Raw genomic sequence first — 15,447 nt, 5'->3', positions numbered from 1 at the left:
GGCGTCCGCACATCCTGTTTCACGTGAAACAATTGACGATCGATTAACCAAGCAACGCTTCATTAAGTATATTCGACCCGGTTCGTGGGGCCGCGGCTACTTACCGATGCAGAACTCGCGAAAGATCACGTCGAGCAGGTCTTCGACATCCACTCGTCCCAAAAGACGCCCGAGCGCAAGCGCGGCGATCCGCAGCTCCTCCGCAGCAAGCTCCTCGCCCAGGTCGATCGCCGAGATGCTACGCTGAAGCGCAGCGGCGGTGTCGGCGAGCAGAGTCCGCTGCCGCTGCCGTGTGATCAGGCCGCTCTCAGTTGATCCAAAATAGTCCCGGGCAAAGCCAACCAGCGCATCCAGCAGCTCGACCAGCCCTGCCCCGCTTCGCGCGGAGATTTGAAAGACCGGGTTATCTCCGCTGGACGATGGACGACCCCCCTCCCGACCTCTGCTCAGATCGATCTTGTTACGAACGAGCCAGACGGGAGCCTCGCTTTGGCGCTCAACCTCGGCCTGCTCATCCTCCGACAGCCACAGCACCAGATCCGCCTGCGCCGCTCGGTCTCGCGCGCGCCGAACACCCTCCTGCTCGACCGGATCGTCCGTCTCGCGAATGCCCGCGGTGTCGATCACCGTCACTGGATAGCCGTCGAGATCGAGCTGAACCTCGATGAGATCGCGCGTGGTGCCGGCCTGCGGAGAGACGATCGCGACCTCGCGACGCGCAAGCTGGTTCATCAAGGTCGACTTGCCCGCGTTCGGCGGTCCGGCAATGACGACCGTCAGGCCGTCGCGCAGACGTTCGGCCCGGCCCTCGGCCGACAGCACCGACTCGATCTCGGTCAACAGCTGGCCGATCCGGGCGAGCGCCGGCGCCATCAGCTCGGTTGGCACGTCGCCTTCATCGGCAAAGTCGATCCCGGCCTCGATCAGCGCCGCCGCCTCGATGATCTGCTCACGCCAGCTCCGCGCCTTGTCGCCCAACAGGCCCTTCAGCTGCCGCAACGCCTGGCGCCGCTGGCGGTCCGTGTCGGCGTGGATGAGGTCGTCGAGACCTTCGGCCTCGGTCAGATCGATCTTGCCATTCTCGAACGCGCGCCGCGTAAACTCGCCCGGCTCAGCAGGGCGCATCTGCGGCATCGTCGACAGCACCGAGAACATTGTCGCCAGGACGGCTCGACTGCCGTGCACATGCAGCTCGGCAACATCTTCGCCGGTGGCGCTTGCGGGTCCGGGAAACCACAGCACGACGGCATCGTCGATCGGCTCGCCATTACCATCCCGCAGCAAGGCGCGCGTCGCCATCCTCGGCAGCGGCAGTTTCCCCGCAAGCATCTGAAGGGCGATGCCGGCGTGAGGCCCGGAGAGTCTGACGATCGCAATCGCACTCGGCAGGCGTCCGGAGGACAGCGCGAAGATGGTCTGGTCGTGAGGATGCATGATCCTCAGTTGGGCTCACCGGCAGCGAAAGACAATCGGTTTGCAGCGGCATGCTTTACGCCGGCAAACCATGGCGGGCGGATAAGCATCGAGGTCTTCACGCGGGGCGCAGCGACAAACACGTCAAACAAAAAGGGCGCTCCGGAGAGCGCCCTTTGCAGATTGAAGCAGTGCCTCGATCAGGTGTTCATCGACTCGAAGAACTCGGCATTGCTCTTGGTGCTGCGGAGCTTGTCGAGCAGGAAGTCGATCGCGTCCATGGTGCCCATCGGATTGAGGATGCGGCGGAGCACGTACATCTTCTTGAGGTTCTGCGGCTCGGTGATGAGCTCTTCCTTGCGGGTGCCGGAGCGGGCGATGTCGATCGCCGGGAAGGTCCGCTTGTCCGCGACCTTGCGGTCGAGGATGAGCTCAGAGTTGCCGGTGCCCTTGAACTCCTCGAAGATGACCTCGTCCATGCGGCTGCCGGTGTCGACCAGCGCGGTCGCGATGATCGTGAGCGAGCCGCCTTCCTCAATGTTGCGGGCAGCGCCGAAGAAGCGCTTGGGACGCTGCAGCGCGTTGGCGTCGACGCCGCCGGTCAGCACCTTGCCGGAGGATGGCACGACGGTGTTGTAGGCGCGGCCGAGACGGGTGATCGAGTCGAGCAGGATGACGACGTCGCGGCCGTGCTCGACCAGGCGCTTGGCCTTCTCGATCACCATCTCCGCGACCTGGACGTGACGGGCGGCCGGCTCGTCGAAGGTGGATGACACGACCTCGCCCTTGACCGAGCGCTGCATGTCCGTGACTTCTTCCGGACGCTCGTCGATCAGCAGCACGATCAGGTAGCACTCCGGATGATTGGCCGTGATCGAGTGCGCGATGTTTTGCATCAGCACCGTCTTGCCGGTGCGCGGCGGCGCGACGATCAGCGCACGCTGGCCCTTGCCGATCGGCGCGACGATATCGATGACGCGTGGCGACAGATCCTTGCGGGTCGGATCCTCCAGCTCGAGCCGGAAGCGCTCGTCCGGAAACAGCGGCGTGAGATTGTCGAAATTGACCTTGTGCTTGGACTTCTCGGGATCCTCGAAGTTCAGCGTGTTGACCTTGAGCAGCGCGAAATAGCGTTCGCCTTCTTTCGGGCTGCGGATATGCCCTTCGATCGTGTCACCGGTGCGCAGGCCGAAGCGTCGGATCTGCGACGGCGAGACATAGATGTCGTCGGGACCGGGCAGGTAGTTCGCATCCGGCGAGCGCAGGAAGCCGAAGCCGTCGGAGAGCACCTCGACGACGCCCTCACCGATGATGTCGGTTTCCTGGATCGCGAGCTGCTTGAGGATGGCGAACATCAGCTCCTGCTTGCGCATCGTGCTGGCGTTCTCGACCCCGTTTTCCTCCGCGAAGGAGACGAGCTCGGCCGGCGTCTTTGACTTGAGGTCCTGTAGTTTGATTTCCCGCATTGGGGTGGTCCTGTGGAAGCGACTTGGGAGGGATGCGAGGTGGCTGTGGGAAGGCGGACGAAATGAGGTCCGCAGGTCTGAGCAAGGTTGGCGCCGATGAGGCACCAGACCTGATGCGGCGGCCGGTCAAGCCGGAACGCAACCACATCCGCCTGCGTGGGGTGGGATATCCATAATATAGAAAATCGCGCCGTCGTCTGCAAGGCATCTGCAGCGGAGCGGTATTCCCTGGGAAGCGGTCAGAACGGCTTGACGATGACGAGAATCACGATGCCGATCATCAGCACCGTTGGTACCTCATTGATATACCGGTAGAATTTCTGGCTTCGGGTGTTCTTGTCGGCGCCGAATTCTCTGACCCAGCGGGTGAACAGTCCATGGACCCCGGACATGATCAGCACCAGCAGAAATTTCGCATGAAACCAACCGCTGGTATACCAGTGGCCGGACCAGGCCAGATAGAGTCCGGCAAGCCACGTCACGGTGATCGCCGGATTGATGATCGCCTTGAGCAGGCGCCGTTCCATGATCTTGAACGTCTCGGACTGCTTCGAGCCGATCTCGGCGTCGCAATGATAGACGAACAGCCGTGGCAGATACAGCATGCCGGCCATCCACGCGATGACAGCGATGACGTGAAGGGCCTTGATCCACTCATACATCGGAAACGCGTGGTCCTCTCGGCTGGCGATCAGCTTGCGTGTCGAGACATATCCGCTCGCTCAGTCCCCTCCAAACCAAATAATTTTAGAATCTTAAGGTTTGAGTCTAGGTAGCGGTGGATTGGACTCATGCAATGTCATCCGCAGTCTGCCCGCAGCTTGTTCACATCCCTCAACATGCGAGCTGCGCACGCCGGTTCGCCCCAGAGTCTGATGTGATTCAGACGCTTGTCGAAATCCTTCGACAGCTTATCCAGAGACAAATGGGCCTCGTCCCGATATCATCGCGCTGCTGCCTGACGTTGTCCCGGACGGCGACCATGTGCAGAACAATCGGGGTTATACAAAGGGAGCGGTCCGAGGCGGCTTTTTGGCCCCATCCTTCACAGGGATTCACAGATCGTTAAGGATTTGATGCCCACCACCGGCAACTACTTTCACCTCCATCTGGTTTCCGATTCGACGGGCGAAACCCTGATCACGGTCGCGCGTGCGGTCGCCGCGCAATACACCAACGTGACCCCGGTCGAGCACGTGTACCCGCTGGTGCGGAGCCAGAAGCAGCTCGACCGCGTGCTCGACGAGATCGAGGAAGCGCCGGGCATCGTGCTGTTCACCCTACTCGAGAAGGATCTGGTCAGCCGGCTCGAAGCCAAGTGCCAGCAGATCAACATCCCGAGCCTGTCGATCATCGGTCCGGTGATGCAGCTGTTCGAGGCCTATCTCGGCGCATCGACCGCCGGCCGCGTCGGTGCGCAGCACGTGCTCAATGCCGAATATTTCGCCCGCATCGATGCGCTGAACTACACGATGCTCCACGATGACGGGCAGATGGTCGACGGTCTCGAAGACGCCGAAGTGGTGCTGGTCGGCGTCAGCCGGACGTCGAAGACTCCGACCTCGATCTATCTCGCCAACCGCGGCGTGCGCACCGCCAACGTGCCGCTGGTCCCGGGCATTCCGATCCCGCATCAGCTCGAGATATTGAAGAAGCCGCTGGTGGTCAGCCTGCATGCGACCCCGGAGCGGCTGATCCAGGTGCGGCAGAATCGCCTGCTCAGCATGGGTGCGGAATCCGGCAATGAGAACTATGTCGACAAGCAGTCGGTGACGGACGAGGTCGCCTATGCACGCAAGCTGAGTGCGAAGTTCAACTGGGTCATGCTCGACGTGACGCGGCGCTCGATCGAGGAGACGGCCGCCGCGATCCTGAAACTCTATACCGACCGGCAGCGGCAGCGGCTTCCGGACTAGTGAGCGGATCAATGTCCATCTGGTGCAGTGACGAGCCTCTGATTCTGGCATCGCAGAGCCGCGCGCGGCGGATGCTGCTCGAGAACGCAGGCCTCGCCTGCGAGGCGCTTCCCGCCGATATCGACGAACGCGCGGTGCAGGCCGAAGCCGGCCTGGTCGCGCCCTACGAGATTGCGTTGCACCTTGCCAACGCGAAGGCCGCAGCGGTCTCGGCAAACAGGCCCAATTCATATGTGGTGGGCGCGGATCAGACGCTGGCATTGGGTGAGCGCATGTTCAACAAGCCGGCCGGCCGCCAGCATGCCATGCAGCAACTGTTGGCGCTGGGCGGACGCACCCATGCGCTGCACTCGGCCATCGCCGTGGTCCGCAATGGCGAGGTGCTGTTCTCGCACGTCGCCGTCGCCTGGATGACGATGCGGGCCCTCACCGAAACCGAGATCGCAGCCTATCTCGATGCCGTAGGCGAAACCGTCACATCCAGCGTCGGCGCCTACCAGCTGGAAGGGCTCGGCGTGCACCTGTTCGACCGCATCGACGGCGATCACTTCACCATCCTCGGCCTGCCGCTGCTGCCGCTGCTCGCCTATTTTCGCGAAGCGAAGCTGCTCAGGATCTGAGGCCGACCGCAGCCACGCGCAAGGGGGAGTGACCGCGGATGAGAGTGCTGGGTCTGACCGGCTCGATGGGCATGGGCAAGTCGACGACCGCAAAGCTGTTCGCCGAAGCCGGCGTCCCGGTCTATGACGCCGACGCGACCGTTCATAAGGTCTATGAGGGCGAAGCCGTGCCGGCGATCGAAGCCGAATTTCCTGGGACCACGGTGGACGGCAAGGTGGATCGGGCCAGGCTCTCCGCCAAGGTCGTCGGCGATGCCGACGCGATCCGCAGGCTCGAAGCGATCGTGCACCCGATGCTGCGCTCCTATCATCAGAAGTTTCTCGACGACGCCGAGCAGTCCGGCGTGCCCGTTGCCGTCGTCGATGTCCCCTTGCTGTTCGAGACCGGCGGCGACAAGCGCGTCGATGCCGTGGTGGTGGTGTCGACCGCGCCCGAGATCCAGCGTCAGCGCATTCTGGCGCGCGGCACGATGACGGAAGAAGCGCTCGATGCGCTGCTCGCACGGCAGATGCCGGATGCCGAGAAGCGCAAGCGCGCCGATTTCGTCGTGGATACCTCGCACGGGCTCGATCCGGTGCGGGCACGCATCCGCGACATCCTGGCGGAGGTCGTTAGAATGCCACAGCGCCGACGCTGATTCGCGAACGCCGGCCGCGCGGAATTCGACGGATCAAATCAGATGCGTGAGATCGTTCTCGACACCGAAACCACCGGCCTCGACGCCTTGCGCGGCGACCGCCTGGTCGAGATCGGCTGCGTCGAGATCATCAACCGCATGCCCACCGGCCAAGTCTACCACCGCTACATCAATCCCGAACGTGACATGCCGGCGGAAGCGTTCGCGGTTCACGGACTGTCGAGCGAGTTCCTCGCGGACAAGCCGCTGTTTCACGAGATCGTGGAGGAGTTCCTGGAATTCATCGGCGATGCCCCGCTGGTGATCCACAACGCCTCGTTCGACATCGGCTTCATCAATGCCGAGCTCGACCGGGTCAAGCGCGCGGCCATTCCGAGGGACCGTCTGGTCGACACGCTGCTGCTGGCACGTCGCAAGCATCCCGGCGTGTCGAACCGCCTCGACGACCTGTGCTCACGCTATGCGATCGACAACTCACGCCGCACCAAGCACGGCGCGTTGCTCGACGCCGAGCTGCTGGCGGAGGTCTATGTCGATCTGGTCGGGGCGCGGCAGTCGCAGCTGATCCTGACCCAGGACAGCCAGGAGATCCGCATCGGATCTGCCGGCGAGACGCCGCGCCGTCAGCGCGAGCAGCCGCTGTTGCCGCGGGTCACGGATGCGGAGCGAGAGGCGCATCGCGCCTTCATCGCCACGCTCGGCGACAAGCCGATCTGGACGGAGTTTCTCGCCGGCACGTGATCCGCCTGATCGGCAGCGGATCACGCCCGGCAAACATCAATCGTAAGCAGAACCGGATCAGCTCGACAGCACCTGGCCGCCCTGGGCCGCCGCCTGGCGCTCCATGTTCTGGCGGTACAGGCCGACGAAATCGACCGGGTCCAGCATCAGCGGCGGGAAACCGCCGTCACGCACCGAATTGGCGACGATCTCGCGGGCGAACGGGAACAGCAGGCGCGGGCATTCGATCAGCAGCATCGGCGACAGGTTCTCGCGCGGAATGTTGACCAGCCGGAACACGCCGCCATAGACCAGCTCGAAGCTGAACATCACTTGGCTGCCGCTCTCGGCCTTGCCCTCGATCGTCAGCATCACCTCGTATTCGGTGTCATTCAGAGCATTGGCGCCGACATTGATCTGGATGTTGATCTGCGGCGGCTGGCCCTGCGGCGCCAGGGACTGCGGAGCGTTCGGATTCTCGAACGAGAGATCCTTGATGTATTGCGCCAGCACGTTCAGTTGAGGAGGAGGAGCCGCCTCGGGAGTGGCGCCGTTACCGTTGGTCATCGCAGTGTTCTCCAGGCAAAAAGGGCGGGTCGTTGCGGCGCGTGGCTACCATAGGGCCGGCTTGTTCCACAAGGACGAGGCACGGACGCCGCAAAAGGCCGAGGCAGAGGGTTGATCCGGCCGGCATGCCTCTATTTGTCGCATCGGCCCGGGGGCGGAACCAGCGACCGTCTACTCTGTTCCAATCCAAGGTCGATCGGATTTCCCCTTGAGAGGGAAAAGGGTTAGGATCACCGGGCCACAATGTGCCATTGGCCGGGCCCAATTCGATGACTACATCCGGGTCGACCGAGGGATTCACGGGTCTTTACCCGGATCCTGTAGAACGGGTGCCCGGTGGCCGGGCTCCGCGTTCGGCTCGACAAGTCAGAAAGCGAACACGAAGTGGACATTTATACCATCATCTTCCTGGCGCTGGCGGTCTTCATCTTCATCCGCCTGCGCGCCGTGCTCGGGCAGCGCACCGGGAGCGAGCGGACGCCGTTCGATCACGCCGCCCGAAACGCGGTCCAGGGCGCGCCGGACAACCACGTCATGCCGGTTCCCAACAAGCCTATCGATCCCTCGGCTGCGGTCCCCGGCGGCGAGATGCCGGCGCCGGGCGATCGCTGGCGTGGCCTGGCCGAGCCGGGCACACCGCTCGCCCGTGGCCTCGACGCGATCGTCGCCGACGACTCGTCGTTCGATCCGCGCCATTTCCTGACCGGCGCGCGCAGTGCCTACGAGATGATCGTGCTGGCGTTCGCCAATGGCGATCGCCGCGCATTGCGCGACCTGTTGTCGTCCGAGGTCTATGAGAGTTTCGACGCCGTCATCAAGGAGCGTGAGAAGCAGGAGCAGAAGACCGAAACCCGCTTCGTCTCCATCGATACCGCCGAACTGGTCGGTGCCGAGCTGCGCGACCGCACCGCGCAGGTGACGGTGCGCTTCGTCTCGCAAATGATCTCGGTGACACGCGACAAGGGGGGCAACATCGTCGACGGCAATCCGGACAAGGTGGCCGACATCACCGACATCTGGACTTTCGCCCGCGATACCGGCTCGCGCGATCCCAATTGGAAGCTGGTCGGCACCGGCAGCCATTGATGGAATAGGTTGCCGCCGCCGGCGTTACATCGGGAGATCGCCCGCTCTCGATGTCGACCCAGTTCTGCAAGGAGGACGACGAGGTCCATCCTCGGCTTTTTGACCCGGATCTTTTCAGCATCCCGTTTTCTCTGAATTTCGCGTTGAGTGGTACTTTGATGGTGCAAGCATGGTTCGCGAAATTTGGAAGCGGGGTTTCACCGCTCATCGCCTGAAATACTGGACGCCGGCGCTCGCCCTGAGCGTCGCCGCCGTGGCGCTCGCCCCTTATGCGGCCGAGGCGGTGCGCTCGCGCCACCGGGCGGCGACGCCCCCGGTGCGCCACCTGCCCTACCCGCAACTCGACTGGCCGCTCGAGATCAGCAACAGCCAGTACCTGCCATTGGCCTGGAACGACGTGCCCGGCTGGAACGACGACGACCAGCTTGCGGCCTATCGGACGTTCCGCGCCAGCTGCAAGCCGATCGCCGCAAAGACGGATGCAGCGCCGGATGCCAAGGCGGATGGCAAGCCGCTGGGTGATTCCCTGCGCGACCCCTGTCGCGACGCTCGGGCCACCGATCTCGCCGACAATGCTGCGGCAAGGGCTTTCTTCGAACGGCACTTCGAGCCGCTGAAGATCTCCAAGCTCGGCGATGTCGATGGCTTCGTCACCGGCTACTACGAACCCGTCATCGAGGGCTCGCGGACCCAGAACGAGGTCTACAACGTTCCGGTCTATCGTCGCCCCTCCAATCTGTTCGTCCGTGGCTTCAAGCAGGACGCGACGAGTCTGCCCAACAAGGGTCCCGTCTATCGGAAGATCGGACGGCGCAAGCTGGTCCCCTATTACGACCGCGCGGAGATCGAGGACGGCGCCATCGAGGGCCGCGGCCTGGAGATCGCGTGGCTCAGGAACCAGACTGACCTGCTGTTTGCCCAGATCCAGGGATCGGCGCGCATCAGTCTCGACGACGGCTCGACCATCCGCATCAACTACGATGCCTATAATGGCCTTCCCTACACACCGGTCGGCCGCATCCTGATCGAACGCGGCATCATTCCGCGCGAGCAGATGTCGATGCAGCGTATCCGCGACTGGATGGAGCAGAATCCGGAAGGTGCCAACGAGCTGCGGCGGATGAACCGCTCCTACATCTTCTTCCGCGAGGTGCAGCTGTCGGAGAAGGACGAGGCGGTCGGCGCGCAGGGCATCCCGCTGACGCCCGGCCGTTCGATCGCGGTCGACAAGTCGCTGCACGTCTATGGCACGCCGTTCTTCATCACCGGCGAGCTGCCGATCGAATCCGAGAAGTCGAAGACCGCGTTCCACCGGCTGATGATTGCGCAGGATACAGGCTCGGCGATCGTCGGACCTGCGCGCGCCGATCTCTATTTCGGCGCCGGCCAGGACGCCGGCAAGGTCTCCGGCCGTCTCAAGCACAGCATCCAGTTCGTGATGCTGGTGCCGAAGAGCCTCGATCCGGTCGCGCGTGGCCGCAAGATGCCGCTGCCGGATGCACGCCCGTCGGAGAAGATCGCAAAACTGTTTCCGCAGGTGCTGCCGAAGGAGGCCGCCAAAGCCGCCGCCTCCCCGGTCAACGATGCGAAGGCCCCTGCTTCCGCCGCGAGCGCAATCCCGGCGACCACGGTGGCGCAGAACGTTGTGGCGCCGCAGCCCGTGCCCCTGCCCGAGGCCCGCCCCCGTATCGAAAGTGATCGCAATATCCGCCGATTGCGTTATGGCAGGCGCCATCGCAACCGCCGATGACAAGCCGTCTCCATGTCTGAAGATCCCGAGCCGCCGCGCGGCCGTCGCAAGCGTGGCCTCTCCGAGGACGAGCGCACCCTGTGGGAGACGGTGGCGCGCCAGGTCAAGCCGCTGCGCAAGACGCACCGTCCGGTGCGGCCGCATCCGCCGATGGTGACGGCCGAGCCGCAGCCGGACAAGCCGATGATGACACCGCGGCCGGTCGCGCCGGTGGTCGTGCCCAAGCCGGCCCGGCCGGCGATCCCGCCGCTGGTCTCGCTCGGCCGCAAGGAGCGGTCGAAGCTGTCGCGCGGCCGCAGCGAGATCGATGCGCGGCTCGATCTGCACGGCATGACCCAGAGTCGGGCGCATCAGGCGCTGCATCATTTCCTGCATCGCGCCCAGCATGACGGTCTCACCTTCGTGCTGGTCATCACCGGCAAGGGCACCATCGGGGCGGATCCCGAACGCGGCGTGCTCCGGCGGCAGGTGCCGCATTGGCTTAGCCTGCCGGAATTCCGCTCGCTCATCGTCGGCTTCGAGGAGGCTCATGTCGGCCATGGCGGCGCCGGCGCGCTCTATGTCCGGATCAGGCGCGCCCGCGGCTGAGCGTCAGAACGGGCGGATGATCCCGATCCGCGGTACGGCGGTGACGATCCAGCCCAGGATCGTCGTCATGCGGTCGTCGGCGTCGATCGGAGTGATCGGCTTGGTCGCAGGAAGCGTCTTCAGCGCGTGCAGCATCAGTACCATGCAGACCACCCAGCTCGAGATCCAGCGCGAATAGTCGAACACCATGGCGAACATGACGAGGTAAGCGGAGCTGATGACGATCAGCGCGGCGATGACGATCTGGCGATGGCGCTTGTCAGCCAAGGCGCCGATGAGATCCTTGAGATTCCGCCACAGCGGCGCGTGCAGCCACAGCAGCAGCGCATAGATGGGCAGGCCCAGCAGGTTCGACGGCAGCCGCGCCCAGGTGTCCTGCACCTCCTTGGCGAGCGGCTGATACCAGACATAGGCGAACTGCAAGAGCTCGGTGCGCGACGGATCGACCATGCGCGAGCGCAAGTAGGACACGAAGTCGGCCTCGGGCAGCGGCATGGTGCCGAGGAATTGCGCCGCGAGGAACAGCGCGCCGAGGCCGAGCAGCGCGCTGGCGCCGACTGCAATATCCAGGCGAGTGAGGGGACGTGTCAGGTAGTAGCGCAGCACGACGATCGCGGTGATGGTCGGCACGTACATCAGCAGATGGATGTGATGAATCAGCACGAGCAGGGCCGAGATCAATGCCGCAAGCAGCACGTAGGCCAGCGTGCGCGCCGGCACCAGCAGCAGGACGATCGCGCCGAGACAGCCATAGATGTCGAAATGGCCGAGCGTGAACAGGAAGTTCTTGAACACGAACGGCGAGCAGGCGGTGAAGATGAACAACGGCAGCCGTGCGCGATCGAAGCCGAACGTGCGGCGGAAGAGCTGCGCGAACAGTGCGAAGGTGATGAGCCAGACGCAACCGGCCAGCGCGAACACCAGCCAGACCGGCACCTTCGCGGCGAACAGGCCGACCATGGCACCGATCAGCGCGCGCTTGATGAAGCCGAAGTGATAGTCGACCAGCAGATGGATGTACGGAATGTAGGGCGGCAGCGTGAGCTTGTGCAGGAAGACGCCGAGCATCACGGCGGCGTTGACGGCGAGCATCAGGCGCCAGTGTTTGCTGGAGGCGGCGGTCATGCGGCGTCCGAGCGGTGATAGATGGCGACGAGGTCGTCGCCCCGTCCACCACTGTCGTCCCGGCCTTGAGCCGGGACCCATAGCCGCCGCCGTTCGTGGTGAGGCAAGGCTGGAGCCGCCATCGTGAGTCACAATCAGCTTTGGTGGTTATGGGTCCCCGCGTTCGCGGGGACGGCAGCGGATTTTAACGCCGCGCCGGAGCGAAGAAGCTCAGCGCTTGCTAGGCGCAGCCGACTACAAAATGAACCGGCTGAGATCCGCGTTCTTGGCGAGGTCGCCGATGTGTTGCTGCACATACGCAGCGTCGACGCGCATGGTTTCGCCGTTACGATCGGACGCCGTGAAGGAGATCTCGTCGAGCACGCGCTCCATCACCGTCTGCAGCCGGCGCGCGCCGATGTTTTCGACCGTCGAATTCACGGCGACTGCGATGTCGGCGAGCGCGTCGATCGCATCGTCGGTGATGTCGAGCGTCACGCCCTCGGTCTGCATCAGCGCGACATATTGCTTGATCAGCGATGCCTCCGGCTCGGTCAGGATGCGCCGCATGTCGTCGCGCGTCAGCGCCTGCAGCTCGACCCGGATCGGCAATCGTCCCTGCAGCTCCGGCAAGAGGTCCGAGGGCTTGGCGATGTGGAACGCGCCGGAAGCAATGAACAGGACGTGATCGGTCTTGACCGCGCCATGCTTGGTCGAGACCGTCGTGCCCTCGATCAGCGGCAGCAGGTCACGCTGCACGCCCTCGCGCGAGACGTCGCCGCCGGCGCGGTTCTCGCGCACGCAGATCTTGTCGATCTCGTCGAGAAACACGATGCCGTTGTTTTCGACCACGCTGATTGCTTCCTGCACCAGCTGCTCGCTGTCGAGCAGCTTGTCGGATTCTTCCGCGATCAGGATGTCGTGCGAGGCCTCGACCGTCACGCGCCGCGTCTTGGTGCGGCCGCCGAGCTTGCCGAAGATGTCGCCGATCGAGATCGCGCCCATCTGGGCTCCCGGCATGCCGGGGATCTCGAACATCGGCAAGCCGCCGCCGGAGGACTGCGTCTCGATCTCGATCTCCTTGTCGTTGAGCTCGCCGGCGCGCAGCTTGCGGCGGAACGAGTCGCGCGTCGCAGCACTCGCATTGGCGCCGACCAGCGCGTCGAGGACGCGCTCCTCGGCGGCGAGCTGCGCGCGGGCGGCGACGTCCTTGCGCTTGCGCTCCCGGACCTGGGCGATCGCGACCTCGACGAGGTCGCGGATGATCTGCTCGACGTCGCGGCCGACATAGCCGACCTCGGTGAACTTGGTCGCCTCGACCTTGAGGAACGGTGCGCCCGCAAGCTTGGCCAGCCGCCGCGCGATCTCAGTCTTGCCGACGCCGGTCGGCCCGATCATCAGGATGTTCTTCGGCAGCACCTCTTCGCGCAGGCCTGCATCGAGCTGCAGCCGGCGCCAGCGGTTGCGCAAGGCAATGGACACCGCCCGCTTGGCGTCGGCCTGGCCGACGATGTAGCGGTCGAGTTCGGAGACGATTTCGCGGGGTGAAAAGTCGGTCATGAGGCTCTAGCTAGGGTCGGACGGGGATGAGGGCAAGCCGGATTTCCGCCGTCACAGGAGCGGCGGTCCGGCCTGCCACTGCCGGATCGCCTCGGTTGGATAGATCAGCATCAAGATGTTCAGGGTCAGGTTGTCACGGATGTGCAGGCCCACCCCGATCTCGAACGCGACTGCAATCACGACGGTCAGCCAGACCGGCAGCACCCGCGCCAGCAGGAAGCCGGTCATCATCGCCAGCGTATCGCCGACCGAGTTCACGATGCTGTCGCCGAAATAGTCCAGCGAGATCGTGGCGGCACGATAGCGCTCGATGATGAAGCTGGAGTTCTCGACCAGCTCCCAGGCGCCCTCGATCAGCATCGCGATGATCAGCCGCCCCTGCCACGGCAGAAACGGCAGAACCAGCGCGGTCAGCGCATAGAACAGGAAGCCGTGAATGACATGGGAGAACGTGTACCAGTCGGCGAGATGCTGGGAGTTCTCCGAGCTCTGCACCACGCCGTGCCACAGCTTGACCGTGCCGCAGGCGCAGATCGGCAGCCGGCCCATCGCGAACAACAGTGCGGCCTGCAGCGCCAGCAGACCGAGCGCCAGGATGAGCCAGGGTCCGGACCAATGCCGGGACGGGGCGCCGATCTCGTCCGCGGTCATCGTCTACTCGGCCGACAGCGCTTCGATGGTGATGTTGCGGTTGGTGTAGACGCAGATGTCGGCGGCGATGTCGAGCGAGCGGCGCACGATGCTCTCGGCGTCCTTGTCGGTGTCGATCAGCGCACGCGCGGCCGCAAGCGCATAGTTGCCGCCGGAGCCGATCGCCATCACGCCGGCCTCCGGTTCCAGGACGTCGCCCGTCCCGGTCAGCACCAGCGAGACCTCCTTGTCGGCCACGATCATCATGGCTTCGAGCCGCCGCAGATAGCGGTCGGTGCGCCAGTCCTTGGCGAGCTCGACCGCGGCCCGGGTCAGCTGACCCGGATATTGCTCGAGCTTGCTCTCCAGCCGCTCGAACAGGGTGAAGGCGTCGGCGGTGGCGCCGGCGAAGCCGCCGATGACGTCGCCCTTGCCGAGCTTGCGCACCTTCTTGGCATTGGACTTGATCACGGTCTGGCCGATCGAGACCTGGCCGTCGCCGCCGATCACCACCCTGCCCCCCTTGCGGACGGTCAGGATCGTGGTGCCGTGCCAGACAGTGGGCTCGTTCGAAGATGCGTGCATGGGGGATCCCTGGTTGATGCCCTGATTTAGGCGCTCAGGCGTCGGGATACAATTACCGGGTCCCTGCCCTGCCCGACCGGGTCTTGAAATCCGCTCACCATGGCCCGAGATCAGGCCTCATGGGGCTCATCCCGCAGTAGCTAAGGCGTCATCCGTTTGATAAAAGGGCCGCGTTTTCAAGGGAAAGCTGACCCCATGCGTAGCGCGACCATCAAGCGCAAGACCAAAGAGACCGACATCGAGGTGTCCGTGAACCTCGACGGCACCGGCGTCGTGAACATCGCGACCGGGATCGGCTTCTTCGATCACATGCTGGATCTGCTGGCCCGGCATTCCCGCATCGACATGACCGTCAAGGCGGTCGGCGACCTCCATATCGATTTCCACCACACCACCGAGGATGTCGGCATCGCCCTCGGCCAGGCCGTGCGTCAGGCGCTCGGCGACATGGCCGGCATCACCCGTTACGCCTCGATCCACATGCCGATGGACGAGACCCTGACGCGCGTCGTGATCGACGTATCGGGCCGGCCGATGCTGGTATTCCGCACGACCTTTGCGCGCGACAAGATCGGCGAGTTCGACACCGAGCTGGTGCGCGAATGGTTCAACGCCTTTGCCATGAACGCCGGCATCACCCTGCATGTCGAGACGCTGTACGGCGAGAACGCCCATCATATCGCCGAATCCTGCTTCAAGGGTCTGGCGCGGGCCCTCCGCGCAGCCCTTGCGATCGATCCTCGCAATCAGGGCGAAGTGCCATCCACCAAGGGTCAGCTCGGCGGCTGACCTCCCTCCTCCCAA

General features: G+C 64.2%; 16 protein-coding genes. 8 read left to right on the top strand and 8 right to left on the bottom strand.

The features are described 5' to 3' along the window. Positions 1-96 precede the first annotated feature (96 nt). The 3 genes from mnmE to hemJ all read right to left on the bottom strand — a co-directional run bounded on the left by mnmE (position 97) and on the right by hemJ (position 3,541). Complete coding sequence (gene mnmE / locus QX094_RS12245) at positions 97-1,434, bottom strand: tRNA uridine-5-carboxymethylaminomethyl(34) synthesis GTPase MnmE (protein ID WP_316173469.1); 1,338 nt, start codon at positions 1,432-1,434, stop codon at positions 97-99. 179 nt (positions 1,435-1,613) lie between these two features. Then, the gene (gene rho / locus QX094_RS12240) at positions 1,614-2,879 is read right to left on the bottom strand and encodes a transcription termination factor Rho (RefSeq protein WP_008965552.1); all 1,266 of its coding nucleotides are present in this window, start codon (positions 2,877-2,879) and stop codon (positions 1,614-1,616) included. A 239-nt stretch (positions 2,880-3,118) separates the two neighbouring features. Next, the gene (gene hemJ, locus QX094_RS12235) at positions 3,119-3,541 is read right to left on the bottom strand and encodes a protoporphyrinogen oxidase HemJ (protein WP_316166404.1); all 423 of its coding nucleotides are present in this window, start codon (positions 3,539-3,541) and stop codon (positions 3,119-3,121) included. Positions 3,542-3,955: 414 nt separating this feature from the next. Here hemJ and QX094_RS12230 point away from each other — a divergent pair, with 414 nt between their 5' ends. The 4 genes from QX094_RS12230 to dnaQ are packed head-to-tail and all read left to right on the top strand — an operon-like array spanning position 3,956 to position 6,794. Next, complete coding sequence (locus tag QX094_RS12230; RefSeq protein ID WP_316166406.1) at positions 3,956-4,795, top strand: pyruvate, water dikinase regulatory protein; 840 nt, start codon at positions 3,956-3,958, stop codon at positions 4,793-4,795. An 11-nt stretch (positions 4,796-4,806) separates the two neighbouring features. Then, positions 4,807-5,415 (top strand): Maf family protein, encoded by a 609-nt coding sequence (locus QX094_RS12225; protein ID WP_316173467.1) that lies wholly within the window; start codon positions 4,807-4,809, stop codon positions 5,413-5,415. A 38-nt stretch (positions 5,416-5,453) separates the two neighbouring features. After that, positions 5,454-6,053: a dephospho-CoA kinase gene (coaE, locus tag QX094_RS12220; protein ID WP_316173465.1), complete on the top strand. Its 600-nt coding sequence runs from the start codon at positions 5,454-5,456 to the stop codon at positions 6,051-6,053. 42 nt (positions 6,054-6,095) lie between these two features. After that, the gene (gene dnaQ, locus QX094_RS12215) at positions 6,096-6,794 is read left to right on the top strand and encodes a DNA polymerase III subunit epsilon (RefSeq protein WP_315716798.1); all 699 of its coding nucleotides are present in this window, start codon (positions 6,096-6,098) and stop codon (positions 6,792-6,794) included. Positions 6,795-6,851: 57 nt separating this feature from the next. Here the strand turns inward: dnaQ and secB are convergent, their stop codons facing one another. Beyond that, positions 6,852-7,340, bottom strand: a complete 489-nt coding sequence (gene secB, locus QX094_RS12210) for a protein-export chaperone SecB (protein ID WP_316173464.1) — start codon at positions 7,338-7,340, stop codon at positions 6,852-6,854. Between the two features lie 384 nt (positions 7,341-7,724). On the opposite strand from secB, the gene QX094_RS12205 reads away from it, so the two are divergent. From QX094_RS12205 to QX094_RS12195, 3 genes are all read left to right on the top strand, one after another. Next, a complete protein-coding gene (locus QX094_RS12205) occupies positions 7,725-8,426 on the top strand; it encodes a Tim44/TimA family putative adaptor protein (RefSeq protein WP_315716796.1) in 702 nt (233 codons plus the stop codon). A gap of 169 nt (positions 8,427-8,595) precedes the next feature. Beyond that, complete coding sequence (locus QX094_RS12200) at positions 8,596-10,176, top strand: murein transglycosylase A (RefSeq protein ID WP_315825693.1); 1,581 nt, start codon at positions 8,596-8,598, stop codon at positions 10,174-10,176. A 12-nt stretch (positions 10,177-10,188) separates the two neighbouring features. Next, positions 10,189-10,764, top strand: a complete 576-nt coding sequence (locus QX094_RS12195) for a Smr/MutS family protein (RefSeq protein WP_315716794.1) — start codon at positions 10,189-10,191, stop codon at positions 10,762-10,764. A 3-nt stretch (positions 10,765-10,767) separates the two neighbouring features. Here the strand turns inward: QX094_RS12195 and QX094_RS12190 are convergent, their stop codons facing one another. From QX094_RS12190 to hslV, 4 genes are all read right to left on the bottom strand, one after another. Beyond that, the gene (locus QX094_RS12190; RefSeq protein WP_316173462.1) at positions 10,768-11,889 is read right to left on the bottom strand and encodes a hypothetical protein; all 1,122 of its coding nucleotides are present in this window, start codon (positions 11,887-11,889) and stop codon (positions 10,768-10,770) included. 234 nt (positions 11,890-12,123) lie between these two features. After that, positions 12,124-13,428: an ATP-dependent protease ATPase subunit HslU gene (hslU, locus tag QX094_RS12185; RefSeq protein ID WP_315716792.1), complete on the bottom strand. Its 1,305-nt coding sequence runs from the start codon at positions 13,426-13,428 to the stop codon at positions 12,124-12,126. A gap of 51 nt (positions 13,429-13,479) precedes the next feature. After that, the gene (locus QX094_RS12180; protein WP_315716791.1) at positions 13,480-14,079 is read right to left on the bottom strand and encodes a DUF2585 domain-containing protein; all 600 of its coding nucleotides are present in this window, start codon (positions 14,077-14,079) and stop codon (positions 13,480-13,482) included. 3 nt (positions 14,080-14,082) lie between these two features. Further along, positions 14,083-14,643, bottom strand: coding sequence for an ATP-dependent protease subunit HslV (gene hslV / locus QX094_RS12175; RefSeq protein WP_315716790.1), 561 nt, complete (start codon positions 14,641-14,643; stop codon positions 14,083-14,085). A 195-nt stretch (positions 14,644-14,838) separates the two neighbouring features. Between hslV and hisB the strand changes: the two genes are divergently transcribed. Further along, on the top strand, positions 14,839-15,432 hold the full coding sequence (gene hisB / locus QX094_RS12170; RefSeq protein WP_172132601.1) for an imidazoleglycerol-phosphate dehydratase HisB: 594 nt from the start codon (positions 14,839-14,841) through the stop codon (positions 15,430-15,432). Positions 15,433-15,447: the final 15 nt, after the last annotated feature.

This window comes from Bradyrhizobium sp. SZCCHNS1050 (assembly GCF_032484785.1).
Classification (GTDB): domain Bacteria; phylum Pseudomonadota; class Alphaproteobacteria; order Rhizobiales; family Xanthobacteraceae; genus Bradyrhizobium.
The sequence above is the reverse complement of the archived record's forward strand: the minus strand, read 5'-3'. Positions and strand labels throughout refer to the sequence as shown.